24 protein-coding genes are annotated in these 24415 nt (G+C 47.1%); 15 read left to right on the forward strand and 9 right to left on the reverse strand.

What is annotated here, in order from left to right; all coding sequences use genetic code 11:
• Nucleotides 1-216: 216 nt before the first annotated feature.
• Together ABXS70_RS03730 and ABXS70_RS03735 are read left to right on the forward strand one after the other, a co-directional pair.
• Nucleotides 217-1194, forward strand: coding sequence for a transcriptional regulator (locus tag ABXS70_RS03730; RefSeq protein ID WP_342552416.1), 978 nt, complete (start codon nucleotides 217-219; stop codon nucleotides 1192-1194).
• Nucleotides 1195-1228: 34 nt separating this feature from the next.
• Nucleotides 1229-1582: an HIRAN domain-containing protein gene (locus ABXS70_RS03735; RefSeq protein ID WP_342552415.1), complete on the forward strand. Its 354-nt coding sequence runs from the start codon at nucleotides 1229-1231 to the stop codon at nucleotides 1580-1582.
• A gap of 23 nt (nucleotides 1583-1605) precedes the next feature.
• On the opposite strand, the gene ABXS70_RS03740 is transcribed toward ABXS70_RS03735, so the two are convergent.
• Nucleotides 1606-2709, reverse strand: a complete 1104-nt coding sequence (locus ABXS70_RS03740) for a glycosyltransferase family 4 protein (protein WP_342552414.1) — start codon at nucleotides 2707-2709, stop codon at nucleotides 1606-1608.
• Between the two features lie 212 nt (nucleotides 2710-2921).
• Here ABXS70_RS03740 and ABXS70_RS03745 point away from each other — a divergent pair, with 212 nt between their 5' ends.
• The 6 genes from ABXS70_RS03745 to msrA all read left to right on the forward strand — a co-directional run bounded on the left by ABXS70_RS03745 (nucleotide 2922) and on the right by msrA (nucleotide 9113).
• Complete coding sequence (locus tag ABXS70_RS03745; RefSeq protein WP_366293926.1) at nucleotides 2922-3236, forward strand: DUF3817 domain-containing protein; 315 nt, start codon at nucleotides 2922-2924, stop codon at nucleotides 3234-3236.
• A gap of 273 nt (nucleotides 3237-3509) precedes the next feature.
• Nucleotides 3510-4331: a TerC family protein gene (locus tag ABXS70_RS03750; RefSeq protein WP_366293929.1), complete on the forward strand. Its 822-nt coding sequence runs from the start codon at nucleotides 3510-3512 to the stop codon at nucleotides 4329-4331.
• Between the two features lie 749 nt (nucleotides 4332-5080).
• Nucleotides 5081-6532, forward strand: a complete 1452-nt coding sequence (locus ABXS70_RS03755) for an RtcB family protein (RefSeq protein WP_342556422.1) — start codon at nucleotides 5081-5083, stop codon at nucleotides 6530-6532.
• Nucleotides 6533-6552: 20 nt separating this feature from the next.
• Complete coding sequence (locus ABXS70_RS03760; RefSeq protein WP_342556421.1) at nucleotides 6553-7836, forward strand: AAA family ATPase; 1284 nt, start codon at nucleotides 6553-6555, stop codon at nucleotides 7834-7836.
• A 280-nt stretch (nucleotides 7837-8116) separates the two neighbouring features.
• Entirely contained in the window at nucleotides 8117-8374 is a 258-nt protein-coding gene (locus ABXS70_RS03765) for a GlsB/YeaQ/YmgE family stress response membrane protein (protein WP_145406117.1), read from the forward strand.
• Between the two features lie 223 nt (nucleotides 8375-8597).
• Entirely contained in the window at nucleotides 8598-9113 is a 516-nt protein-coding gene (msrA, locus tag ABXS70_RS03770; protein ID WP_342552411.1) for a peptide-methionine (S)-S-oxide reductase MsrA, read from the forward strand.
• Between the two features lie 77 nt (nucleotides 9114-9190).
• On the opposite strand, the gene ABXS70_RS03775 is transcribed toward msrA, so the two are convergent.
• Nucleotides 9191-10465: a hypothetical protein gene (locus tag ABXS70_RS03775; protein WP_366293934.1), complete on the reverse strand. Its 1275-nt coding sequence runs from the start codon at nucleotides 10463-10465 to the stop codon at nucleotides 9191-9193.
• A gap of 240 nt (nucleotides 10466-10705) precedes the next feature.
• Between ABXS70_RS03775 and ABXS70_RS03780 the strand changes: the two genes are divergently transcribed.
• Both ABXS70_RS03780 and ABXS70_RS03785 read left to right on the forward strand, forming a co-directional pair.
• On the forward strand, nucleotides 10706-11296 hold the full coding sequence (locus tag ABXS70_RS03780; protein ID WP_366293937.1) for a restriction endonuclease: 591 nt from the start codon (nucleotides 10706-10708) through the stop codon (nucleotides 11294-11296).
• 152 nt (nucleotides 11297-11448) lie between these two features.
• Nucleotides 11449-11724, forward strand: coding sequence for a hypothetical protein (locus ABXS70_RS03785; RefSeq protein WP_366293940.1), 276 nt, complete (start codon nucleotides 11449-11451; stop codon nucleotides 11722-11724).
• Between the two features lie 60 nt (nucleotides 11725-11784).
• Here the strand turns inward: ABXS70_RS03785 and fabV are convergent, their stop codons facing one another.
• On the reverse strand, nucleotides 11785-12981 hold the full coding sequence (fabV, locus tag ABXS70_RS03790) for an enoyl-ACP reductase FabV (protein ID WP_342552407.1): 1197 nt from the start codon (nucleotides 12979-12981) through the stop codon (nucleotides 11785-11787).
• A 307-nt stretch (nucleotides 12982-13288) separates the two neighbouring features.
• Here fabV and ABXS70_RS03795 point away from each other — a divergent pair, with 307 nt between their 5' ends.
• The 3 genes from ABXS70_RS03795 to ABXS70_RS03805 all read left to right on the forward strand — a co-directional run bounded on the left by ABXS70_RS03795 (nucleotide 13289) and on the right by ABXS70_RS03805 (nucleotide 16429).
• The gene (locus ABXS70_RS03795) at nucleotides 13289-14572 is read left to right on the forward strand and encodes an XRE family transcriptional regulator (RefSeq protein WP_366293944.1); all 1284 of its coding nucleotides are present in this window, start codon (nucleotides 13289-13291) and stop codon (nucleotides 14570-14572) included.
• Nucleotides 14573-15074: 502 nt separating this feature from the next.
• Nucleotides 15075-15494 carry a hypothetical protein gene (locus ABXS70_RS03800; protein ID WP_342552405.1) on the forward strand — a complete coding sequence of 140 codons (420 nt, stop codon included), beginning with the start codon at nucleotides 15075-15077 and terminating at the stop codon, nucleotides 15492-15494.
• A 140-nt stretch (nucleotides 15495-15634) separates the two neighbouring features.
• Nucleotides 15635-16429, forward strand: a complete 795-nt coding sequence (locus ABXS70_RS03805) for a hypothetical protein (RefSeq protein WP_366293947.1) — start codon at nucleotides 15635-15637, stop codon at nucleotides 16427-16429.
• A gap of 144 nt (nucleotides 16430-16573) precedes the next feature.
• Here ABXS70_RS03805 and ABXS70_RS03810 read toward each other — a convergent pair whose 3' ends face one another.
• From ABXS70_RS03810 to ABXS70_RS03820, 3 genes are all read right to left on the reverse strand, one after another.
• Complete coding sequence (locus ABXS70_RS03810; RefSeq protein ID WP_366293950.1) at nucleotides 16574-17227, reverse strand: hypothetical protein; 654 nt, start codon at nucleotides 17225-17227, stop codon at nucleotides 16574-16576.
• Nucleotides 17228-17265: 38 nt separating this feature from the next.
• On the reverse strand, nucleotides 17266-18084 hold the full coding sequence (locus ABXS70_RS03815) for a class I SAM-dependent methyltransferase (RefSeq protein WP_342552402.1): 819 nt from the start codon (nucleotides 18082-18084) through the stop codon (nucleotides 17266-17268).
• A 68-nt stretch (nucleotides 18085-18152) separates the two neighbouring features.
• Nucleotides 18153-19151 carry a YafY family protein gene (locus ABXS70_RS03820; RefSeq protein WP_342552401.1) on the reverse strand — a complete coding sequence of 333 codons (999 nt, stop codon included), beginning with the start codon at nucleotides 19149-19151 and terminating at the stop codon, nucleotides 18153-18155.
• Between the two features lie 141 nt (nucleotides 19152-19292).
• On the opposite strand from ABXS70_RS03820, the gene ABXS70_RS03825 reads away from it, so the two are divergent.
• Nucleotides 19293-20726 (forward strand): glycoside hydrolase family 1 protein, encoded by a 1434-nt coding sequence (locus ABXS70_RS03825; RefSeq protein ID WP_366293954.1) that lies wholly within the window; start codon nucleotides 19293-19295, stop codon nucleotides 20724-20726.
• Nucleotides 20727-20854: 128 nt separating this feature from the next.
• Here ABXS70_RS03825 and ABXS70_RS03830 read toward each other — a convergent pair whose 3' ends face one another.
• On the reverse strand, nucleotides 20855-21523 hold the full coding sequence (locus tag ABXS70_RS03830) for a phosphatase PAP2 family protein (RefSeq protein ID WP_366293957.1): 669 nt from the start codon (nucleotides 21521-21523) through the stop codon (nucleotides 20855-20857).
• A 239-nt stretch (nucleotides 21524-21762) separates the two neighbouring features.
• On the opposite strand from ABXS70_RS03830, the gene ABXS70_RS03835 reads away from it, so the two are divergent.
• A complete protein-coding gene (locus ABXS70_RS03835; RefSeq protein ID WP_366293960.1) occupies nucleotides 21763-22332 on the forward strand; it encodes a hypothetical protein in 570 nt (189 codons plus the stop codon).
• Nucleotides 22333-22559: 227 nt separating this feature from the next.
• Here the strand turns inward: ABXS70_RS03835 and ABXS70_RS03840 are convergent, their stop codons facing one another.
• Nucleotides 22560-23339 (reverse strand): AraC family transcriptional regulator, encoded by a 780-nt coding sequence (locus tag ABXS70_RS03840; RefSeq protein ID WP_342552397.1) that lies wholly within the window; start codon nucleotides 23337-23339, stop codon nucleotides 22560-22562.
• Nucleotides 23340-23370: 31 nt separating this feature from the next.
• Entirely contained in the window at nucleotides 23371-23955 is a 585-nt protein-coding gene (locus tag ABXS70_RS03845; RefSeq protein WP_366293964.1) for a LysE family transporter, read from the reverse strand.
• Nucleotides 23956-24415: the final 460 nt, after the last annotated feature.

Raw genomic sequence — 24415 nt, forward strand, 5'->3', positions numbered from 1 at the left:
GATTTTTGTATAGGCTTTCAGGCTTAGTAAAATCGGATTATGGGTTATTAATTTACGCAAGCAAGTAAGAGAATGTATATTTAAAGAGGGGAAAAGTGCAATTGTACTATAAATAAAAGGTGAATTTGCGAAAAAAATACTTGGGACTAAAGATTTATATATGAACTAAAGGAACTAGTTTTCCTTGCCGATAAAATATCGAAGGGGAGAAACTACATGACAGAGAAATTAATTCGTCTGCTGCGTATACTTCAGGCTATACAAGCTAATCCCGGAATCTCTGCCAAGGAATTGGCACTGAAATGCGGTACAACTGTGCGCACAATATATCGTGATCTCCGAATTTTGGACAGGGTAGCCCCCATAATGAACGAAGGATACGGAAAGGGTTATCGCTTTATTGGCGATTTTGCCATGTATCCACTGGACTTTACCGAACAGGAAGCCATGCTCTTCTGCATGATTCCAGCCTTGGTCGATACATCTCAATTACCGGCTGAATTTGATTCTGCTTTTGATAAGGTAATATCGACTCATACCAAACTAAAAACAAGGAACCGTGAAATTGTGGAAAATATTGCAGGCATTATTCGAATGGGGATACCTGCTTACCGTGAAGAAGGAAAAGACCCCAACTTGTTAATTCCCATTATCGAAGCGATTTTAGACGGGCATACAATACAGGCTCAATATCATACGCTCACGGATAACGAAATTACGGTTCGGCATATTGACCCATATTATCTTATACCGCGCGACCAGCGTTTTTATCTGATAGGGTATTGTCATCTGCAGCAGAAAGTTCAAATGTTTCGTATAAGCCGTTTTCTCGATGTAGTAAGAACCAATGCTGTATTTGACATGGGCGACTTCAACATAACCCAGTATATGAAGAACACCTGGTCCGTTGACCGTGGTGACGAACTTATACATTTTAAGGTGAGATTCTCTGAAAAGGTTGCCCCCTACATAAAAGAAGAAGAGCTGTTTGTTCGCCCGCGAATGACAGATCTTGTGGATGGCGGATTGTTATTCGAAGTAACGCTGAACAGCAGTCGTGAATTTTTACAATGGTTATATCAGTTTGGCCCGGAAGCCGAGGTGCTTGAACCTCGTGAGTATAGGAAAGAAATTCGTAAACAACTTTTGGCATGGCTGGACCACTATGGAGATGAAGAGGCCCTGCAGCTGTAGACCAAGGAATATAGTTATAAAAAGGAGCATGTATATGAGTATCAAAATTTTTGCCGCCATGATGGGCATGGATAATTATCAAGGAGCACAGGCTCTGCATGTGGGGGATACGATTTATCTTGTAAAGGACCCGGACAATCGCCTGGATCACCAAGCCATTAAAGTCGTTATCCCACCGATTGGTGAGGTAGGTTATATCATAAATCACGCTGCAGAGGTACCTCACGGCTGCTGGACTGGATCTGGATTCTATGATGCTTTCTACCAACAGACCTGTGCAAAAGTGAGATTTATGATGAAGGAAATGGTCATTATTGAATTAATTGAAATTACACGTGTACCGATATCTCAGAAGGACTCGATCATTGCAGATTGGCAGTATCGTTAGAAAACTTGAACAGGAAATAAGGCTCATGAGCGAATGAGCCTTGTGTACACAGCTTCCAAGTGTAAGGCAGTCCTTGCCCAACCGAAGTTTGAAAATGCTGTTTCACGGCCGCTTTTCCCCATGGACTGCACAAGATCGGGACTGACAGCCAAATGGCGTAAAAAGGAAGCAAACTGCTGCGGCTTTTTGTAACCAGAGATCAGGTATCCGTTTATTCCTGAATGAATAATTTCACGTATACCGCCATTATCCGAAGCGATGACAGGTATTCCGGAAGCCATAGCCTCCACATTGACCAGGCCAAAGGCCTCGTGATTTTGCGAAGGGCATACCAGGCAGTCAACGCTTCGATAGAGCTGGTCGATCTGCTCATGATTCATCTGACCCAGAAAGACAGCATGCACGTCATGTTTCTGCGCAAGGTTACGAAGGGAACGTACATATTTCGGAGGTCCTTTGCCCGCAATAACCAGTTGTAAAGGGATTTGCTTCTGCGCTGAAGCAGCTGCGCGTATAAGAATATCTACCCCTTTGCCAGGGATCACTCGCCCGACATACAGGACAGCGAAATGTTCGGTAATACCGAATTTCTCACGCAGGTGCTGACGCTCTCCGCTGCTGGCCGCTGGCCGGAATCGATCAAGGTCTGTGCCAAGTGGGATCACGTTCAATCGTTTCTTTACAGCAGGGAAACGGCGGCTGAGTCTGCGTTTTAACGATTGGCTGTTCACTGCAATACAGTCGGCTTTTTTTAGTGAATTCATTTTTCCCGGTCCAGGTTGTGCGAAGGTGAGTGAGTGGAGATATAGGATAACAGGGGTTTGGGGAAAGGCCTGTTTGATCGCCGCCATGCTGTAAGGTCTGTTGTCTACTTGAATGACATCACAATCAAGTGCACGGAGCAAACGAATGGCTGAACGGGTATACCCCGCAGCGTTAGAAGCAGGGATTCGCCGAATCGTTATATCATCGATCTGTTCAAGCGCCGGGAGTCCTTTGACACTACGGCAAATAATGGTTACCTGATGGCGGAGGGCAAGCTCGCGTGCGATCCCCAATATACAGATTTCCACTGAACCATTGCCCGGCAGAGGCAATTTCTCCGGTGCAACCATAACAATATCCATGAATCCGCTCCTTCTTGTCCGACATCGGTAATACCTCTTGTCATTCATTGTATGTATGAGTAATGCGTTTGGCTCCTGTGAGACATATGAATCAAGTTAATGCATGAAAGTGGAATATTCTACTGCCGTACTGAGTGCGGATGAAGACGGCTTTTGTGATATACTGTGAAGGACACAACTTACGTTATTGCATAGAAGCAGGAGGAAAGAGGATGTTACGTTCAATGCTGGGGCGTTTCCGGCTGATGTTATGGTTACAGGGAGTTTCATATGTATTGCTGGTGTTCGCTGCGTTTCCCCTCCGGGATGCGGGAATTATGCCTCAAGCGGTCACTTGGTTCGGTAACTTGTATGGTTTTCTGTTCCTGATGTACCTCTTGTTTATGGTATCTTTATATACGGTCCAGAAGTGGCGTTTGCGCCGTCCCATCGCGCTGTTTTTCATTTCTTTTGTACCGCTGGGAAATATGATTTATGATTTTTTTGTTTTTCGAAAATTGTATCGTGACGCCGGAAATAAAGCTTGACTTTATTTTGTGTTATGAAATATGATGTTTACAAGTTATTAATCCGTTTCAACTAAAACTACATATTCCTGTTAAAGGGGAGTAGCTTTTACAGTAAAGTCGTCAATTCGGGATCACATCCCCGGCTTTATTGGCAGCGATTGTTGTTAGCGAGACCTTTACCAAGTCTATTGATGCTCGGTAAAGGTTTCTTTTTGTGGTTATAAAAGGACCTTACCAGTGATGGTAAAGGTCCTTTTTTTTGTACATCATAAGTTTAATAAGGAGGAGTCAATGTTGGAACCAGCACTATTATTAGAATACGGGTGGGTACTCGTGGTCCTGGTGGTTCTTGAAGGATTACTGGCAGCAGATAATGCCTTGGTACTCGCGATTATGGTTAAACATCTGCCTGAGGAGAAGCGTAAAAAGGCCTTATTTTATGGTCTGATGGGTGCATTTATTTTCCGTCTGGGATCATTGTTCCTGATTTCATTCCTGGTGGATGTGTGGCAGGTTCAAGCAATCGGGGCACTGTATCTCCTGTACATTTCGATAAATCATATCGTCAAAAAGATCATGAGTGGCCGGAATAAAACAGACGAAGCAGTCGACGATGCACCTAAAAAAGCGAAGAAACAATCCGGTTTCTGGATGACGGTGTTCAAGGTAGAAGTAGCGGATATTGCTTTTGCAGTAGACTCCATTTTGGCAGCCGTAGCTTTGGCGGTTGCTTTGCCACCGAGCGGCCTGCCGCCGATTGGCGGATTGGATGGCGGACAGTTTATCGTCATTTTCCTTGGCGGTTTCATCGGACTTGTCATCATGCGTTTTGCAGCTTCATTTTTCGTGAAGCTGCTTCATTCCCGCCCCGGCCTTGAAGTTGCTGCTTTTGTGATTGTAGGTTGGGTAGGAGTGAAGCTGTCAGTCATTACACTGGCACACCCTTCCCTGGGTGTTCTGGATGAGCATTTCCCTGAAAATAAAATATGGAAAATCGGTTTCTATATCATATTAATCACGATTGCTGTATGTGGATGGTTTCTATCCTCCAAAGTACCTGCCAAGGAAGACGAAAACCCTGTGAAGGAACTAGAGAAACAGGCAGATTTGTAAAGACAACGAAGTTCTTTGGCGCTGTATGAACTGCTTAAAGGTACAGCGATGACTGTTGGATCAGAACTGGAAAAAGAGGAGGCTGCCCAAGGGCGGCCTCCTCTTTTTTTAACTTCTTGGAAAGTATAGTGGTATTGAATTTCCAAGAAAAGGGTTGACATTTGAAAAGATGAGCCTTTAATATATACATATCAATGATGAAGGGAGGCCGAAAGACATGACGTTAGGTTATGATTTGAATCCAAAGCACAGCAGCACAACTGCATATCCGGCTCATCGTCTTTTTGGCCTCATACGGACGACATGAAAGAACGGGCATATTGTTTAAGGCATAGACTATTACGTCTTTAGACAGTATGTGTTCTTCGCTATATCAAGCGATGGATGACAGGTACAAACTTGATTTGTCCTGTTATCCATTATTGTCATGCAGTATAAGCCATGGACGATATGTCCGTGGCTTTTTTTATATTGTTTTACACCGAAACGAACGGAGAGGACAGAACAAACGAAGAAATCAAATGGGCCGCCAAAAGGAATTTTGAAAGAAAGCTGCTTCGCAAACATAGGCTTATCACCGGTATTTCCTTTAACAAAAAGGAATAAAAAAACGTAGTGATACCATTGATTGGACGCTTATTCTGTCATCGGAGTCTCCGTTCAGACATCTTTAAATCAACAATATATCCCATTAAAATGAAATTTGCTGAACGCACAGGAAGGAATTAAACTTAGATATGAATAACAAGATGAATGGTTTTGAAAATGTAAACGAGTTGACAGAGGGGTACCGTCATCAAGTCAAATTACCAGCAGGGGAACTTACCGTTTATGCAGCACAGCAGCTGTTCTCTTCACTGGATTACAAAGTTTTTGAGATGGCTAACAATAATTTGCAAATACCGGGCATTTCGTATATGGGCTATACCCCAGACGTGCATGTCGGTGTAGGCACATGTATTGGAACGACGGCGGTCTGGGAGGCGCAGAGCGGATATGTGTCGCCCTCGATCGTGGGCAGTGATATCGGCTGCGGCATGAGAGTACATCTGACCAATCTGCATAAGGATGACCTGAAAGAGGTAAAGCTGCGCCGTAAATTAGTTAAAGCGATTGAAAAGGTGCTGCCAATGGAGGCCAGCCAGCGGGGACATTTCTCGGATATAAGACTGGAGCACATTGTACGAAAAGGACTGCACGGACTGCCGAAAAAATACATTCCAGACAGTTACACTCCGAAGAAATCTACTTCGCTTACACATGTGGAGAGCAGTAAGTTCACATATGATGAAAATGTATTAAACCTTGTCCCGGATATGACCTGGCACCGGTCTCATCGTCAGCTAGGCACACTGGGCGGAGGGAATCACTTTGCCGAGATTCAGGCTATTGAGATCGCTGAGGAAAATCGTGAAACAGCCGAAGCATGGGGACTTTACGATGGACAGATTGTGGTCATGATTCACTCCGGTTCACGGGCATGGGGCGGGTATGTAAGCCAGACCAGCTCGTCTGCGATTGCCAAAGTAATGCAGCGGCTGGGACTCGGAACTTCCGATCCCAGATTGGTATTTGCCCCGCTGGAGCATGCGGAAGGCCGTCACTACGTGAATATGATGTACTCTGCGTTGAATTATGCTGTAGTAAATCGTCATCTTATCGCCTATGCCATGCGGGAGGCCTTCCAGGACGTGTTCGGACCGAAATGTGAATTCCGTACACTATACGACCTGATGCATAATTATGCTTGGGAGGAATCCCATGCAGCGCGAGGTTCTGTTTTTGTACACCGTAAAGGGGCAACCCGTGCTCTGCCTGCAGGTCATCCGGATAATCCAAAACCTTATATAGCTACGGGCCATCCGGCACTGATTCCGGGGTCTATGGGCACGGCTTCATATATCATGGTCGGTCAGCCTGAAGGAGCAGACAATTATTATTCAATATGTCATGGTGCGGGCCGGATTCGGTCGCGTACAGCGACCAAACGCCTGGTGACCGTAGACGATTTTGCGGCAGCGCTGGGCGTCGGAACAGAAGACGAGATTGTAGTCAACCAGCGGTCTTTGGAGTCTATTATTGATGAATCACCCCAGGCTTATAAAAATGTCGATGAAATTATAGATAGTGTTACCGGCGCGGGACTGGCTCAGGTGGTAGCCAAATGCAAACCGCTTGCTGCGGTAAAGGGAGCGAAATAATGAACGAAAAGGATAAAGAAATGACTAGAGCAGAAGCGATCTACACCTATGATGAGCAGCATGATACTCGTATTCGGGTGGAAGGGTATGCCGTATATTCCAGACTGATTCGCGGCATTGGCGAGGCTCTTTTGAAGCGTTACGGCGTAGAATACAAGCTGTATTCAAGCTCTGATCCGAACAATGAATATTGGGAACTGCTGCGAGAGGATTTGCAGAATGGCAGTGCTGATGTCGAGCTTGTAGCCCGTATCTTCGAGGATCTTGAGCTTCAGACACTGCATTACGAAGATGACGGAGATGTGCCTACATATGGCGTACATTACTCCATTCGTAATAACGTATTTGCGTATCCCAAATGGGGCGTTGCCCTCGTGCGGGTACCCTTTTTCCGCGAGAACGGAATCTACAGTGAAGATTTTGTATTTGCTGTAGGGGACGAAGAGATGAAGCAATTTCTGGGAAGTGTCCGGGAACGGGAGCGTCAGCAAAATATGAAAAAAGTAACGGTGTACACGGATGCCCGCAATGGCAGTGATCGGCATGTGGAGTCGATCACCCGTTCGGTAAGCAGAGAAGATGTGGTTCTCTCTGCACAGATTAAGCAGGATATTTTCCGCTCACTGGACCAGTTCTTCGAAGCAGACCGCTCCTTTTACCGGGATTACGATATCCCTTACAAACGCGGCATTTTGCTCTATGGCCATCCGGGAAACGGAAAAACAACACTTGTGAAATCCATCGCAGGAAGTATTCCCGGGCCGGCCGCTTATTGGCAGATTACGGAATACACGAACAGTGAATCGGTGCGTGAAGTATTTGATGCCGCAAAACGACTGGCACCGATGGTGCTGATCATTGAGGATATCGACTCGATGCCGGATGAAGTCCGTTCCTTTTTTCTAAATACGCTGGATGGCGCGACGTCCAAAGAAGGAATCTTCCTGATCGGTACGACAAATTATCCGGAAAAAATTGATCCCGGCCTCATGAATCGTGCGGGACGATTCGACCGTGCTTACGAAATTCCGCTGCCTGACGAAGCTTTGCGGCTGCAGTATTTGCGGCAGCGTGGATTCAGTGTGTTTGCGGGTGAAGAAGGAACCCTGGAGGCGGCTCGTCTTACAGATACGTTCTCGCTTGCACAATTGGGCGAATTATATGTCAGCGCTGCGCTGGAATGGCATCAAAATGGTCGGACGGATATCGTTCAGGTTATTCAGTCCATGCGGGGAGAGCTGGACAAGAGCCATAAGCATAATTGGCTTGCACAGCCGGGTAAAGGCCGGGCCGGATTTTATTGATCTGATTATAAAATATAAATTCACCTTAACTGGGTATACTAACCTTGTCTCTGCTAACATACAATGACATTCGGGAGGTCCAATCGCAGCCATGTGCTGATGAAAAGCAGGAAACTGACACGGCCTGTTGCCAAGCCTCACGGAATGCCTGTTTAGCAGAGAAGGATGCATGTTGACAATAGGTTATTTACTGCATTTTTTATGCCAATTGTTTAAATGCCTCCGGAGCGGTTAATAGTATGTCAGACGCAACAAAAACTTAAAATTAGAGGTGAATGATATGGGTTGGTTATGGTCATTAATTATCGGTGGTATCATTGGTTGGCTGGCAGGTCTGATTGTTGGTCGTGACATCCCAGGCGGCGTTATCGGTAACATCGTTGCCGGATTTATCGGTGGATGGTTAGGCGGAGTAATTCTTGGAGACATGGGTCCAGAAATGGGCGGGTTCCACATTGTACCGGCATTGATTGGTGCGATTGTGCTTGTCGCCATCGTTAGCTTGATTTTCCGTTCAATGGGACGAAGCCGCGGGTAAACTGCAGCATATCAAATGTCCTAATTGACAAGCTGGTGTACAGCTCCGAGCTGTCCCATAACATTGGTTTATAACTGCTTCCAAGTGAAGCTGAATGAAGAGGTTGATGAAGAGCCATTTCGGTGGCTTTTCATCAACCTCTTGTTGTTTTACAATATAAGAATGATTGCGTATCTAAGCTTATGCTTTCAATATAGTGTTTGGAACCAGAGGAGATGAGGAAATGGAGAAGGCAGTGTTTGCCGGCGGATGTTTCTGGTGTATGGTCACCCCTTTTGAGGAGCAGCCGGGAATCCACAGTATCGTATCAGGTTATACAGGCGGTCATGTCGAGAATCCGACATATGAGCAGGTAAAGACAGGGGAAACAGGGCATGTGGAAGTGGTGGAGATTACCTTTGATCCGGATGTATTTCCTTACGAACGTTTACTTGAGCTGTACTGGCCTCAGATTGATCCAACCGATGACGGAGGACAGTTTCAGGATCGGGGTTCGCAGTATCGTACCGCCATCTTTGTATACAATGAACGCCAGCGCCAGCTTGCGGAGCAATCCAGGCAGGAACTGGCGGCCAGCGGCCGTTTCAGTCAGCCCATTGTGACCGAAATTCGGGATGCTGTAACCTTTTACCCTGCTGAAGACTATCACCAAGATTATCACAAAAGAAACGAGAAGCATTACAAAGAAGATCGGGCGATGTCCGGAAGAGACGAATTCATTAACGAGAACTGGAAATAAGTGAAGCCGGAAAAGCCTGTCAGGGCTTTCCGGCTTCTTTTTACTTGAGTTAAAAGCGTATCAGGATAAAGGGGATATTACTTGGCTGACGACTTAAGTACAAATTTGGACAGCGCTTCATCCTTCATGGAATAGAAGACATCGTTGGTATAGGCCGATACACGATCTAATGAAGGAACGGCAGTGCTGACGGTATACACATGGACATCTTCCAGAGTCTGGGGATCAAGAATATATCCGGTTTTGGCAAAGTCAAGCTGATACTGCCCGTCCTGCGTTCGGTCAACATGCATGAGTACAGGCTTGGCATCCTGGAATAAACGCTCGGTTACTTTGCCTTTCATCGTATACAGTTCCAGCTTCGGACCAGTTAGAACGGTATATCCGCTGCCAGCCGTCTGAATGAAAGCATCACCCGCGATTGCACGTCCCCACGCGAGTTTGCCATCCGGACCAAATCCCATCAGACGATTACCTGTAGACTCAAAGTTGGCGCGCATCAGAACAGAGCCGTCGTCCAGAATCGCCAGAGACTCACCGCCACCATCGCCTTGCGTATTGGCATCTGCCGGGAATTGATAGAAGGACAGACGAGTTAACGAGGAATCATAGATTTCGATCTTGGGATTCGCTACCGGCTGCCAGAAGCTGCCTGATTTTACCTGTTTGCTCGCATCCACCACGATCCGGCCATGACCTGCTTGAAGCACAGTCCCTGTAATCGCTTTTTCAGTTAACAGTTTACCCTTCTTGTCATACAGGGAGAGCGTTGAACGCACGGAACCGTTAGCCTGTACACCCTGACTGGCAGCGACCAGCAGATTATCATTATCCATCAGCGAAATGGATGCAGATGAGTTCACGGTTTTCACCCAGTTGGTTTTACCGGAAGTGTTAAAAGAATATATTTTTTTGCTTTTATCCGAATATTCCATGTATACATAGGCTGTTCCGTTACTCGTGTATAAAGAATTGGAGTATGTCGTATAAGGTCCACTTTTTTCATGGAAAATTGTACTCCACTTCAGCTGTCCTGTCTTGGCATCCAGTGCTTGGAGGGAATCGAGCTGCCAGTCCAGAGTTGTTTTGCTGCTGGTTTTGATGACAGGCTGCGAAGCGTGCACATACACCAGGTTTTTGGAAGGTACAGCGTAGATTTCCTTGATCAAGACATCTTTTTCCGTGTTGGCTTCGGTTAACATGAGGGAAGTAGAAGTCCATGCCGGTTTAGGGAAGGACTCTGCCGCCGCTGCTGCGTATCCTGTTGAATTCATGTTGAGAAGAAGCATGCCGCTGAGCAAAAGAACTGCCCATTTTGTTGACTTATGTTTGTGAGTGTTAAAAATATGCAAGTCATAAACCACCTTTCGTTTTCGGTCAAAAATGCAACCGATTGTAGAATTCTACCATTAAATTCTAGTGTAATTCAACCGAACACGCTGTAACCTTTTTGCACTTTGCGTGTGATGATGCAATGTTACAGGAAATGAAACAGTTACAAGGAATTCATCTTCTTTAGATGTTCACCGAAGTTTGATATATTAAGTGCTGTGACACGAGGATGAGGAGTAATCTAGACAAGGAGAACAGACATGAATTGGAGTGAGAATCTAATCTTATGGGCAGTCGCGGGAATCGTCCTGTTATTGCTGCTAACCTGGATTATACGCCGAATCGTTTATCGCGGACAGCGAATACGAAGCGAGGCGAATCCCCACAAAATTACGATTAAAGATATCGATAAAATGGAAGACGGGTCAGAGTTCGAATTATATTTATACAACCTGTTCAAGCGGCTGGGCTATGACGAGGTCCATAAAACGACGAGCAGCCGGGATTTCGGAGCTGACCTCGTTTTTGTAGATCGAATGGGCAGGCGCAATGTGGTGCAGGCCAAACGATACGGGGCGAATCATCCGGTTGGTCTCAGTGCGGTGCAGGAGATTTATACGTCGATGCGTTATTATGAGGCCGAGCGGTCCATCGTGCTGACGTCTGCCCGTTACACGGATGCATGCCGAACGCTGGCCGCAGTCAATGGGGTGAAGCTGCTGGACCGGGAAGACTTGATGGACCTGATCGTTTTGTTCAAATCGCGAAGGCTGGACGAAGCGATGGACCTGATCGAAGAGCAGGATCATGAACCGATCGAGACGTGGCATTCTCGCCGCAAGCGTACTTGATGTCAGTCAGATGTGCGGGCTTGAAGCACGGGCTGCATCGCTTTTCTTTTCTAAAACAGTGCAGCTCACATTCCCGGCTGGCTTTACCTTCACTTGTATCGATACACATGATATATTGGAAGTAGTTCAATCTAAGGAGTGTGTAAACCAATATGGCACGTACACAGACACAAAAAGCGCTGCGCAAAGCAGCACGATCAGGACAATGGTGTCCCGAGCAAAGCCGGAGAGTCAATGGAGATTACGGGGCAGTATCCCAGCATGTCCGCCTCACGCCGACGAAACAGGAAAAATTGCAAAAGGTCAAACACAAGAAGCAGATCATCCAGGATGGTGGTGCTTCTTTTTATTTTATCTTGGGACAGAGAGAATCGGGAGTAGAGACTGGAAGAGTGAACAGAAGAAGTTACCGAATGAATGCCGTGTGACAATAAAAAAGGAGAAGCTGTGCAGCTCCTCCATGAATGCAAAACAAGATCGATCAAATTCTAGGATTGAACGAGGTGGGGAACTTCCACGTTAGGGTCAACATCGGCTTCATAGTCGACACCATCGGTCTCAAAACCGAACAGTTGGAAGAACTCGCGGCGGTAGCCTTCGAGATCAGACAGGTCGTAGATGTTCTCTGTTGTCAGCTCGTTCCAGATCTTCGCTACTTCCTCCTGTACGTCTGCTTTCATCTCCCAATCATCGATTCGAATGCGCCCCTGCTCGTCTGTCGGCACATCACCGCCAGCATACAGACGATCTGCAAACAGCCGCTGCAGCTGTTCGATACATCCTTCATGCAGTCCTTTTTCCTTCATCACTTTGTACAGCGCGGAAATATACAGCGGCACGACTGGAATGGCAGAGCTGGACTGGGTAACAAGCGCTTTGGCTACGGTAACGTAAGCACGTCCACCTGTTTTGCTCAGACGCTCATGCATGCTGCGTGCAGATGCTTCCAGGTGAGCCTTCGCCTGACCAATGGAGCCATCGCGATAGATCGCATGCGTCAGCTCAGGTCCGATATAAGAGAAAGCAATAGTCGTTGCGTCGTCTGCAAGTACGCCGCCCTGCTGCAGTGCATCTATCCACAGCTCCCAGTCTTCGCCGCCCATTACGTTGACGGTCTGACGAATCTCTTCTTCCGTGGCAGGTTCGAGCGTAACCGAACTAATCTCGCCTGTATGGAAATTTACCGTTTTGTTCGTGTAGGATTGTCCGATCGGCTTCAGCACCGAGTTAAAAACTTCGCCTGTATTCGGATCCGTACGGCGCGCCGAAGCCACGCTGTATACGACCAGATCCACCTGACCCAGTTCGCTGCGGATCAGCTCAATGGCTTTTGCCCGGGTTTCATTGGCAAAAGCATCCCCCGTGATGCTGTATGATTTCAGGCCAGCTGCATCAGCAGCCTTCTCAAATGCCGCGGAATTATACCATCCTGCGGAAGCTGTCCGTTTATCCGTAGAACTGGAAGGGCGATAAATGCCGATTGTATTCGCTCCTGCTCCAAAAGCGGACACGATGCGTGAAGCCAGTCCATAACCTGTAGATGCTCCAATGACGAGCACGTTGCGAGGTCCCTGAATCGCTGGCTTTGATTTTACATAATCAATCTGTTCCCGGACTTGTGCCGCACAGCCGACAGGATGAGAAGTTGTACAGATAAAACCGCGTGTTCTTGGTTTAATAATCATTATTGTGACACCCTTTCGTGTTTAATTCATGTCGGATCATGTTTAAATTCATGTTCAAATCTTTTAATTCATTTGCAAAATGTAATTAATTCATTGTACTACACCGCAGTACTGTGCCGTGTGTACTGATTGTAAAGCCCTTAAGCATCCTCCCTATTGTAAAACAATTACGTTCGAAACGGAAACCGTTTTGGTCAATTTTACTGAGAAGCTGGAAATTTTGCTCCCATTTTGGGATGATAAGCATGAAAGATGATAGACTTGATTGCAGCGGATGGACTTCTTACGATGAAAGGATAAATCGGTTATGTTGAAAGAACGGATCGAGTTTCTAAGCAAAAGAAAACAAATTTCGCGTAAAGACCTTGTGGAAGGTCTGGTTACGCAGGCACATTTTGCGAATATTCTGGCTGAGCGTTACCCGCTGCCGGAGGATTTGGCTGAGAGCATTGCCAAACGCCTGGGCGTAGGTGCTTCCTATCTGCTGCAGACGGCTGTGCAGGATGAGCAGACATTGGCCCGGGCAGAAGCGGTATTTGCACAGATGGCGGTGCCAGCCTCGGCGATCCCCGAGGAGACGGTACATGCACTCCAGGATCGGGACGATTCGCTTACCGTAGAGCTGACAACCGCTCTTATGAAGGCGGTATATTATCAGCAGCTGAATGATGCGGCTGCGCATGAATATATACATACATCCTATTTGAATTTTTATCTGGAGAAATACGGCCGTCCGGATGACGTGCAGCTGCCTCGGCCGCTGGCCAAGGCACTTCTTTTCTACAAAATTCAGTATTATCGCTCCAAAATGGCTTTTGTCGATGTGCTTACGCATGCAACCAGACTGGGCGGCCTGACGGAACCCGGCAGTGAACTATGGCTGTCTATACAGAATATCCAGATGGAGGCATATATTCAGACCCGGCAGTATGAAGAAGCGAAGCGTACGTTCGAACAGACGATGAAGCATGTGTATGATCAGCGGCTGTTTCATCGCCTGTCCGGTCTGTATGTGGCTTACAGCGGTTATTGCTTTACAATGGGACTGGTACAGGAAGCTTTGTCGGCATTATCGATGGCCGAAGCGAGTTTAGTGTATGCAGGGAATCCCGGAGATCTGGTAACCGCGATTGCAAACAACCGCATTGTGATGTTAACGATGTCAGGTGATCTGGATCTGGCACAGGCGGAGATTGAGCGTTTCGACACCCTGCTGCATGCAGAAACAGAGGAGACACGGCAGGCAATGAAGCCGCTGCTGCTGGTGTATCGCTGTGAGGTTGCATCCGCCCGCAAAAGCTGGGGCATGCTGGCGCAGAGCGTAGATCAGCTGTTAAACTGTGCTGTAACCGAGGATCAGAAGATGAACGCCATTTTCTATCAAAGCCAACTGGCGCTGGCACATGGTGAACAGGAGGCATTCTTAAACCATGCTCAGGCCTGTCTTCCTTACTTTGAATCGGTCCAGCAGTCGATGCGCCTGGAAGCTTTATATGAAGGAATGGCTGTAGTGAGCGAGGATCAGCGAAAGTATAAGGAAGCGGCAGCATATTATCGCAAACTGGTGTATTTGCTGCGGAAATCTTCCTGAAGTGATTCGGGAAACCGTGACAAACCGATTCAATAAAAACCGGAAGGAACGCTTCAACGCGTACCACCCGTGTCATGAAGCAGGGCAGCGCTGCTCCGAGGCGCTGTGACGTGAGGATAGCGAGGTTAGGTAAAGTAAATCCAAAGTAAAGTAACTTGAGGATAGGTGATGTGGTTTAATATAATGTAGTGTAATGTAATTTTAGAAGTGGAAGGAACAAGTGAGACATCCAATATATTCGTCTAAAAGCGGGTGTTTGAAAGGCTTGAACTGCCATTTTCGGGGTGAGTTTTGCAAAAAGATATGACTAGATGCTCGGTGAGCGGGGGAAAAAGACCTTTTTTTTGTGGAAAGCAGGGAAAAGAGCAAATAAATGAATGGAGGTGTGTGTTTAACAGGCACATATTTTCGTTTTTTTTGTATGTGACCAGATGTGTATTCAGAAGCTGCGGGTTGTGTTTATAATAAATCATATCCAAAAAAAACAAATGAGGTGTTCGATATGATGGGATGGTTTTCACGTAAAAACAAACAGGAAGATGCTGTTGCCAAAGCGGATCGCGTGATGAATAAAGGGCTTACGGGCATGATGATGAAAGGCTTGGTTCCTAAGGAGCATCGGGATGCGATTAATCAGAGTCTGGACTCGGCCAAACAGGCACAGCTGGCTTCCAGCGGCTCACTGCCCCTGACGGCCACTGGAACTGTGCTGCGTGTGACGGATACCGGGAAATTAATTAATTTTGATCCAATCGTTGTGCTGGTGCTTGAGGTGACAGAAACAGGAGGGCGTACTTATCAGCGCACCATGGAAACGCTCGTATCCAAGCTGCAGATTCCGCGTGCAGGTGATCGTGTAGGTTTGGGGCAGAACCCCGCGAATCCTTCTGAACTGATCTACATGGGACTGATGTCTGTTTAAGCGGCAGGGATGACGGGAGTCATGCGGAACACTTTGTACCGTGGAGTCGTTTTTTTGGAAGGTAAATAGGGAATATTAGGAAATAGTAGTACAGATATTACAGATAACAACGATAAATAGATATAGATAGGATGATGGACATGAGTCGTTTTTTTAGAGTAATTGGTATGCTTCTGATTTTTGGGGCGGGGTTTTCCCCGTTCGTGGCCCAGTGGCTGTGGAATGATCCATTTATGGTGATGCAGTCATGGTGGTTTAAACCGATGATCTTTAGCGGAATTGGTCTGGTGGTCATTTCAGCCATATTCGGTACAAGTCTGGGTCAGCGCAGAATCAAATCAGGATTGCCAGCGGTTGGCGTAATTCAGAGTATACAGCAGACGGGCACCTATATTAATGAACAGCCTGAAGTACGAATGATGCTGAAGGTATCTCGTCAGGGCCGCGATACGTATGACGCCGAACTCAGAACTATTGTTCCTTTGACCTCCTTGTCCCAGTTTCAGCCTGGAGCTTTCATCCCGCTTGTGGTATCGGAAAAAGATGAACGCAAAGTCGGGCTGGATCAGCATGGAACGGTATCGCAGGAGCACATGCAGCAGCTGTTGAACGAAAAAATGATGCAGCAGGGCATAGCGCCCGAGATGGTGGATATTGCACGTAACGGGGAGAAGGCAATGGCTAAAATCCTGGATGTCACCCCTCTGGGAAGTGGAAATAACGGAAATATCAAGCTGCAGCTTAAACTGAGCATCACGAAGCCGAGCGGTGAAACCTTTGAAGTAATTACGCAAAAGGAGGTTCTTCCTTCTACGCTGTCACAGATCCAGCAGGGCTATGTCATTAACGTATTTTATTCGAAAGAGGATCCTTCCAAGGTAGCTCTTGCACTTCAAGTCCAAGAGGAACAGCTGAACAATCTCTTCTCATCTTGAGTGTTCTTCATGCTCTTGAGAGCTATCCAGCGCTCAGCGCTTCAGCACTACATACGCTCATAACTTATTATTCAGCCAAATAAACCAGCCCTGCTTCAAGACGATGAAGCAGGGCTGGTTTTTAAAATTTTTAACACCAGTATATCAGGAACGACTGCTCGAAGCAGCGCTTATCAGCATCTCCCGGAATGAGGGGAATAGAGGGCGGGCGTACTGTTCAAGTTTCTCCCGGACAGGCTGTTCTTCAACTGCCAGGACCTCATGATCAAACGATACGACGGCGTAATCATTCACCTCGGTGGGTTGGTTCGTATCCCAGCACACAGGTCCTGCACCATCTTCATAACCTGCAAACGGAATATAACCTGCGGCAATTAATGGTTTCCACGCGGACCAGAGCCCAGACACTTCCCGCAAAGGGGCATCTGAAGCCAGATTTGGCAGAGCGACCGTAAATGCATCGTAACGAAGATAAATGTTCAGCACGCAGCGACTGCTGAGGTAAGCGGTGTACAGTGACGGAAGAGAAAAAGAAATAGCATGAGCAGCAGGGTGAATTAAAGTTTGTACCAAGTCGTTAATTTGTTTTTCTGTAACTTCCGAGTCCAACATTTTCCAACGGACCCAGCCCTCTTCGTCGATTTCACCATCCTGCATAGCCGCAGGCACGCCATAATCCCCTTCTTCTGTCTTAGCAGGGGAGGACATCAGCATCTCCCGGTGCGGAGAGTCAAAGTATGTGTCGAGCCAGCTCTTGATGAAAAGCCGGTCTTGTTCAAGTGTTTGTGCATCATTCATAGCAGCCACAACCCTTCATAGCTCATATCCCTTTTATTTTATACAATCCCGATTCGCATACGGTAAGAGAAAAGTGCTTCTTTTGATTTTCCGGCAAAAACAAGCTCTGCCTGACGTCTGAAATGCTCCGCCATGTCGTTCACTTCTGCTGCGCCCAGCTTGAGAGCTGTCTGCAGTCCGCCTTGACTAAGTGCCAGATTAGCATAGCGATCCGCCGTAAACTGCTCATAATGATGAAAGACAATCTCCCGGCTGTAGCGGAACAGACCGGACTCCCTAATCTGCTGCAGATGGCCTTCCTTATTCCATTTATGTGCCTGCTGCGCCTCACTCGATAGATGTGAAGCGAGCTCATCCGCTGTGCTCACGAGCTGCTGGTATGCAGCTTCAAGCTGCCAGTCCAGCACGGGAGGCCAGTCGCAGTCGTAGGCAGCAAAAATGCCGCCTGGCCGCAGCACCCTCGCGAACTCACGCAGGGTAGATTGCGGCTCCATCCAGTGAAACGATTGGGAGCAGGTGATAATATCCACACTGTCATCCGGCAGGCCAAGATCGTCGGACATGCCTGATGCGAAGCGAAGCTGCTCCGGCTTGCCTGCGGCTTCCCACTTGGCTGTGGCAGTGGAGCGCATGTCATCACTGGGTTCCACACCGATCACTCGCGACGCATGGTCCAGCCAGATCCAAGTGGACAGCCCTGTACCACAGCCAACATCTGCGACGAAGCGCGGCGAGGTGCCCAAATAATTGGTCAGAATATCGACGACTTCAGGGGGAGCGGAGGGTCTATTCTGATCATACAGTGTGCCAAATCCTTTAAAACGTTCCACGTTATTGAGCCTAATCTGCTGATTCATGTGTTTGCCTCCCAACATCAATGAAGTCCAGTGCATCTTACGGCTATGCTGTACAGTATAAACTCATCCTATATTCTATCATCATCGTGCATTTCCCGCCCATCATTTGCCAATAAATGCGCGGCAGCTTCCTGATGCCTGCAAAGCAGCTCCTCGCGTACAGCTGCAGGTTCTGTTACCGTTACTTTGGAGCCAAAGGACATTAGAAAAGAGTACAGCCGCTCACCCTCCTCGGCTTGAAAAGAGACCCGCAGCGTTCCATCTGCTCTCTGCCGAATCATGGCAGGATCAAGCACATCATAAACCCGGTAGGCGATGGATTGATCAAACAGAAGTTTAATCTGGATGGGTTCAGGCTGTCCCAGAGTGTCTCTATGTTCTCCTTGTGTAATGTCCTCATTCATTTTTCCATTTCTTACGGGTGCTGCGAGAGTACGTTCATATCCGCCGTGAACAAAGCGCAGCCCTGTAATCCGTTTGATTTTGTAGGTGACGAAGGTGTCGAGCGAATGGGATGCCGCAGGCTTGGATTGCTTCAAACCTTTGAAGTACCATGTATTGTTCTTAAAGATCAGCTTGACCGGCAGAGCAGTCTCCTCACTGGCCTCTCCATTGGAATCGATATAGTGAAACGAGAGCAGTTGACTGGCGAATATCGCCTGTTTCACCTGATTAAACAGCTCCATCTCCTGCTCAGGGATACTGCCCCAAGGAGAGTACTCAAATTCAATCCAGTCCAGTTTATGATCAAAAAGAGTCGTTAACCTGCTCAGCATGCGGGCGCTGTTCAGGTGGGGAATGGCACTGACGCTGTACAAGCCCAGCAAAATTTCATTTTGTTCATCCTCGCTCAGCAGCGACTTGTCCATGACATAGTGATCCATCAGATGAATGCCGCCGTGTTTGCCCGTTGTAGTATAGACGGGAATACCTGCGGCACTCAGGCGATCAATATCCCGGTATACGGTGCGAACTGAAACTTCGAACAGGCGCGCAAGCTCCGGGGCAGTTGTTTTCTTTTTTTCCAGCAGCAGCAGCAGTATTCGGAATAATCGGTTATGTTCCATGACAAAATTATATCATGACAACCCTTGTCAGGGTATGGGTGCTACACTTGGACTATAACGTTATCGTTCTTAACGAGTTTCAGTGGATTAAAGATAACAGACTTGCTCCTGCAGCAGTCAGCAAAAGAGGAGGAACGCAGCATGAAAATGAAGGACGGATTCTTTTGGGGCGGTGCTACGGCTGCCAATCAGTTTGAAGGCGGATGGGATCGGGACGGCAAAGGACCGAGCACAGCAGATAGGATGACAGGAGGAACACATACCACGCCCCGCCGAATTACACCTGTACTTGAAGAAGGTACCTATTATCCGAGCCATGAAGCGGTTGATTTTTATGGACATTATAAAGAAGACATTGCGATGATGGCCGAGATGGGTTTCAAAATGTTTCGCATGTCGATCAATTGGTCTCGCATTTACCCGAACGGTGACGATCTGGAGCCAAACGAAGAAGGTTTGAAGTTCTACGATAACGTCTTTGCCGAGTTGAAAAAATATAATATTGAGCCTTTGGTGACGATCTCTCACTACGAGACACCGTTTGGCCTCACACAAAAATATAACGGCTGGGCTTCTCGTGAAGTAATCGAGTTTTACATCCGCTACTGTACAACCTTGTTCAACCGTTATAAGGATCAGGTAAAATACTGGCTGACCTTTAATGAAATCAACTGTCTGACCATGCCGATTGGTGCATATATGGCAGGTGGATTGTTGTTTGAGGGCAAAGAAACATTGACGGACGGAGTAGATCAGCCACAGACTCGGTTCCAAGCGCTGCATCATCAATTCGTGGCCAGTGCCAAAGCGGTGAAGCTGGGGCACGAGATCAACCCGGATTTCAAAATCGGCTGTATGGTTGCTTTCATGACAACGTATCCGAATACGTGTAATCCTGACGATATTTTGCGTGCGCAGAAGAAAGATCAGTTGTCCAACATGATCTGTGGCGACGTACAGGTTCGGGGAGCATATCCAGGATTCGCAAAACGTTTCTTCGCAGAAGAAGGCATCGAGATTCAAATGCAGCCGGAAGACGAGCAGACGCTGCGTGAAGGCTGTGTAGATTTCTACTCCTTCAGTTATTATATGTCTCTCGTAGAGAGTGCGGATGCATCGCTGGATCGAGCGGAAGGAAATCTGCTGGGTGGTATCAAGAATCCATATCTTGAAGCCTCCGACTGGGGATGGCAGATTGATCCGAAGGGGCTGCGCTACACGCTGAATCATCTGTATGATCGTTATCAGGTGCCATTAATGGTGGTGGAGAATGGGCTCGGCGCGGTCGATGTCGTAGAAGAAGATGGTTCTATTCAGGATGACTACCGGATTGATTATCTGAAAGGTCATATTGAGCAGATGAAAGAAGCGGTTGCGGACGGTGTAGACCTGATTGCATATACAATGTGGGGCTGTATTGACCTTGTAAGTGCTTCGACTGGAGAGATGAAGAAACGTTATGGTTTCATTCATGTCAACAAAGATAATGATGGCCATGGTGATTTGAGCCGCACACCGAAGAAAAGCTTTTATTGGTACAAAAACGTGATTGCTTCCAATGGTGAGGAACTGTAAGAAGTGTTTACTATCCGAAGAAGCAGTTTGTGAAGTGAAGTAACTTTTGTTAAAAGAAGAAGAACAAAGACCCCAGCAATCTTAGGATCGCTGGGGTCTTTGTGATGCTCCCTGCAGGATGCATGCAGCTATGCGAAGCTTTTGGCATGCCGTCGGGACAGCCGCTGCAGGTGGCGTCTATAGAACCAGATGCAGGTGAATAACCAGCACCCGCTCAGAAAGTAGCCGCCAACGATGTCACTAGGGTAATGCACGCCCAGATAGATCCGGCTAATGCCGATCATCAGGATAAAAGCAGCACTGGCTGCAATCATACATACCCGCCCGGCAAAGCTCGGGATATGTTTCCAGATGAGAAAGGCCAGTCCGCCATACAGGCTGAATGCAGCCATGGAATGTCCACTGGGGAAGCTGTATCCGCTAACTTCGATAATGCGGTTAATGGTTGGGCGAGCTCTTTGAAACACCAGCTTGATCACGGTGTTCAGCAGAGTAGAACCGGCAAGCACGCTGGCCAGAAAGAGCAGCTCGCTTCTGTGGCGCAGAAAGGCATAAAGCACGAACATGACAATAACGGTAATGACAACCACCTGAAGTTCACTGCCAATCCAGGTAAAGAACTGCATGAACTGAGTCATGCCCGGCGATTCCATGCCCTGAATCCGGTCGATCAGCACAGCATCAAAGCGGTGAATTTGATTATCGCTGATGGAGAGTGCGGTGCTGATAAAAGCGAAGAGGCATAACGCTGCAGCGAGCAGCGGAATAGAGATTTTTTGCGTTCGATTATGCTTCAAATGTAGGGTTCCTCCGTGATGTAGGGTGTCTTTGTTACGGCTATATCTGTCGAACGAAAGTATGGTTTGCACGAATGCACCGATAAAGGTTCAATCATTCCATTCAATCGATATAGTCGAAGTATGTACATAACCTTTTTAACATAGTGTTAACATTCTACAATAAAACAAACAAAAACGAAAATGGATACGTTAATAACATAAAAGTAGTTTAAGTGAAGCTTATGGGGGGCGTAAGAATGAGGAGAATCATTTCGGCTGTTTTGATTCTGATGTTGTGTGCAGCAAGTTTAATCGTTTGGTCAGGAGATCGTGCCTATGCGTGCAGCTGTGTGGAATCCAGTGTCAAGGAGAAGCTGGAGAGGTACAGCGCAGTATTTACGGGGAAAGTGGTCAAGATCGGGGGAGACTCCATATTCAGCAGCAGGCAGTATAAGAAATATACGCTGGATGTGGACACGGCATGGAAAGGCGTAGATGAAAAAAAGATGAAAATTCTGATCAATAATATGGGCGAAGATGCCTGTGGAACAACATTGACCCATAATCAGTCTTATCTTATTTTTGCTAATCAGAATGAGAAGGATGGCAAATTATACAGCAGTCTATGCAGCGGTAATCTGCAGCTGGAACAGGCTGGAGAGGCGATCAATATGCTGGGTAAAGGCACTCCTGTAAGTTCTGTTGATTTCAGGGGCAGCAGCGGATATCGAAATTCGTGGATGATCTACCTATATGGTGGAGGTGCAGTTGTGATCCTTGCGCTGACGGGTGGTTGGCTGTGGAGAAGAAAGCAGCGGAGAGCATAATATCCATGGTGGGATTGACTGCAGTAATATCATAGTTAGTAGGTTTGAGAGCGGCCAAATGAAGGAACAGGAGCTGCACTGCAGTGAGCGCAGTGTGCAGTAACATTTGACAGACCAAACATCCCCTTATGGACGTGAGCACGTTCCGTAAGGGGGTGTTGATCTTTCAGCTGTGTTTTTGAGTTCGGTTGGTGATGAGCATCCGACCGGAGAGCTTTAACTCCATATTAACGCTGGAGCTGTAACATATAATCATACGCGGTAACACCGAATACTCGCTTGAAGTGTCTGTTCAGATGAGTCAGATCCACAAAGCCGCAGTCGGCTACAGCGGCATAGATGTCTTTGTGTTTCTCAAGGGATTGGCGGGCATGCTCAACCTTGCAGTTCAGAAAAAATTGATAGGGCGAAATTCCAGCATGGGCCTTGAACTCTCGAATAAATTGAAATTTGGAGAGGCCGAATTCAGCAGACAGATTATCCAGTTTCAGCACATTAGCCGTGCTGCAAAACATGATTTCTTTTGCTTTGCGAACGAGACTGTCCTGAGGCTTCCAGAGCTTTGAGGGCTGTTCTTCCCGGGCAAGCATATGCACCAGATCGAAGAGCCGGGTGCTGCACTCGGCTTCATCCTGTCTGTGCTGCACGGCATCGTTCAGCATCAGAATACTTCGGGCAAGCTTCGGATCATAAACGATAGGCGTGGAGAAGCGAAGTTCTTTTTTACCCATAATCTCTTCAACTAATTCGGGCTTCAGGTAAAGCATCACATAATCAATACCCTCTTTATCATACGAACTTCCATCATGGAACTGCTCCCGGTTAAACAGCATGACGCCGTTCGGATGTGAAGCCTGATAGTGACCGTCCAGATGATATTGCTGAATCCCGCGCAGGGTTACCCCTACAGCATATTCCTCATGACAGTGTTTTTTATAGGCGAAATCGGTGAAGCTGGCGGACAGAGCCAGCACGTCTTCGGATCGTTTGTAGCTAAACTGTTCCATACCGCACACCTCCGCAGATGAAGTAAGTTTGTTAGATCAGACCTGACACGATAATGGCTGAGTATATCAAAAAAAGTGCCATCAGCATACTGCATGTTCGCTGGTATCGGTTCAATAAGGACCGAAAAATAGTGCCGAACACAACCCAGCTCGAGTACGCCAGAAAACCAATACATGTAATCAGCATAACATAGAAGAACGCAGACCAGGATTCTGCATCCGTGTAGGGAAGTACATAGGCCGGAATGACGGTAAACGTAAACAGTACCACTTTGGGATTCACAAACTGCATCATGACACCGTTCCAAAAGCCCAAAATGGCCTGCGGAACTTCCTCGGTAGAGCCCATTCGATAGACTTGATATGCAAGGTACAGCATGTAGATGCTGCCGATCACCTGCATAAACTGTAATATGCCCGGCAAGATGTTAGCGAGAAGCTGATTCAGAAAAGTAGAGGCGATCAGCAGCATGCCAAAAGCCAAAGTGGCTCCCCAGACATAGGGCATGGTGCGGCGTGCACCTACCTTTTGAGCAGAAGAAAGAATCACAATATTGCTGGGGCCGGGTGTGAACGTAACAACGGTGCAGTAGATTAAAAAAGAAAGAATATTCATTTCCAGCTCCTTCCTCGATGAGAGATTTGTATAAAATTGAAAGACGATTGTTGTAATCATACGGCGAAGCATACCAGAGCTATAGTACATTATTGCAGCCGTGCTTGAGGTCATGGGGCGTGTTTCCTGATCAGTGCACTCTCTATAAAAGTTGTGCGTATTTTATTTACACGTTAACGGAGAGGACAGAAAAAACCTGAAAAAGCGAAGCGTTCGCCTAAAAGGTTTCTGCAAGAAAGCTGCATCGGAAGCATACGCTTATCACCAGATTTTCCCCTTTGAAAAAGGGAATCAAAAAAATCTGGGGATAACCGCTACTCTCCAGGTTATTCTGTCATCGGAGTGGACTGTGTAAATTTTTAGTCAACTTATATGGAGAGGTTCCCTTTTTGAATGATTGCGTTTACAATCTATAACGGAGTGAGGGTGTACAAACAGACATAGACCACTTGAGGAAGTG

This window comes from Paenibacillus sp. AN1007 (assembly GCF_040702995.1).
In the GTDB taxonomy this organism is placed as follows: domain Bacteria; phylum Bacillota; class Bacilli; order Paenibacillales; family Paenibacillaceae; genus Paenibacillus.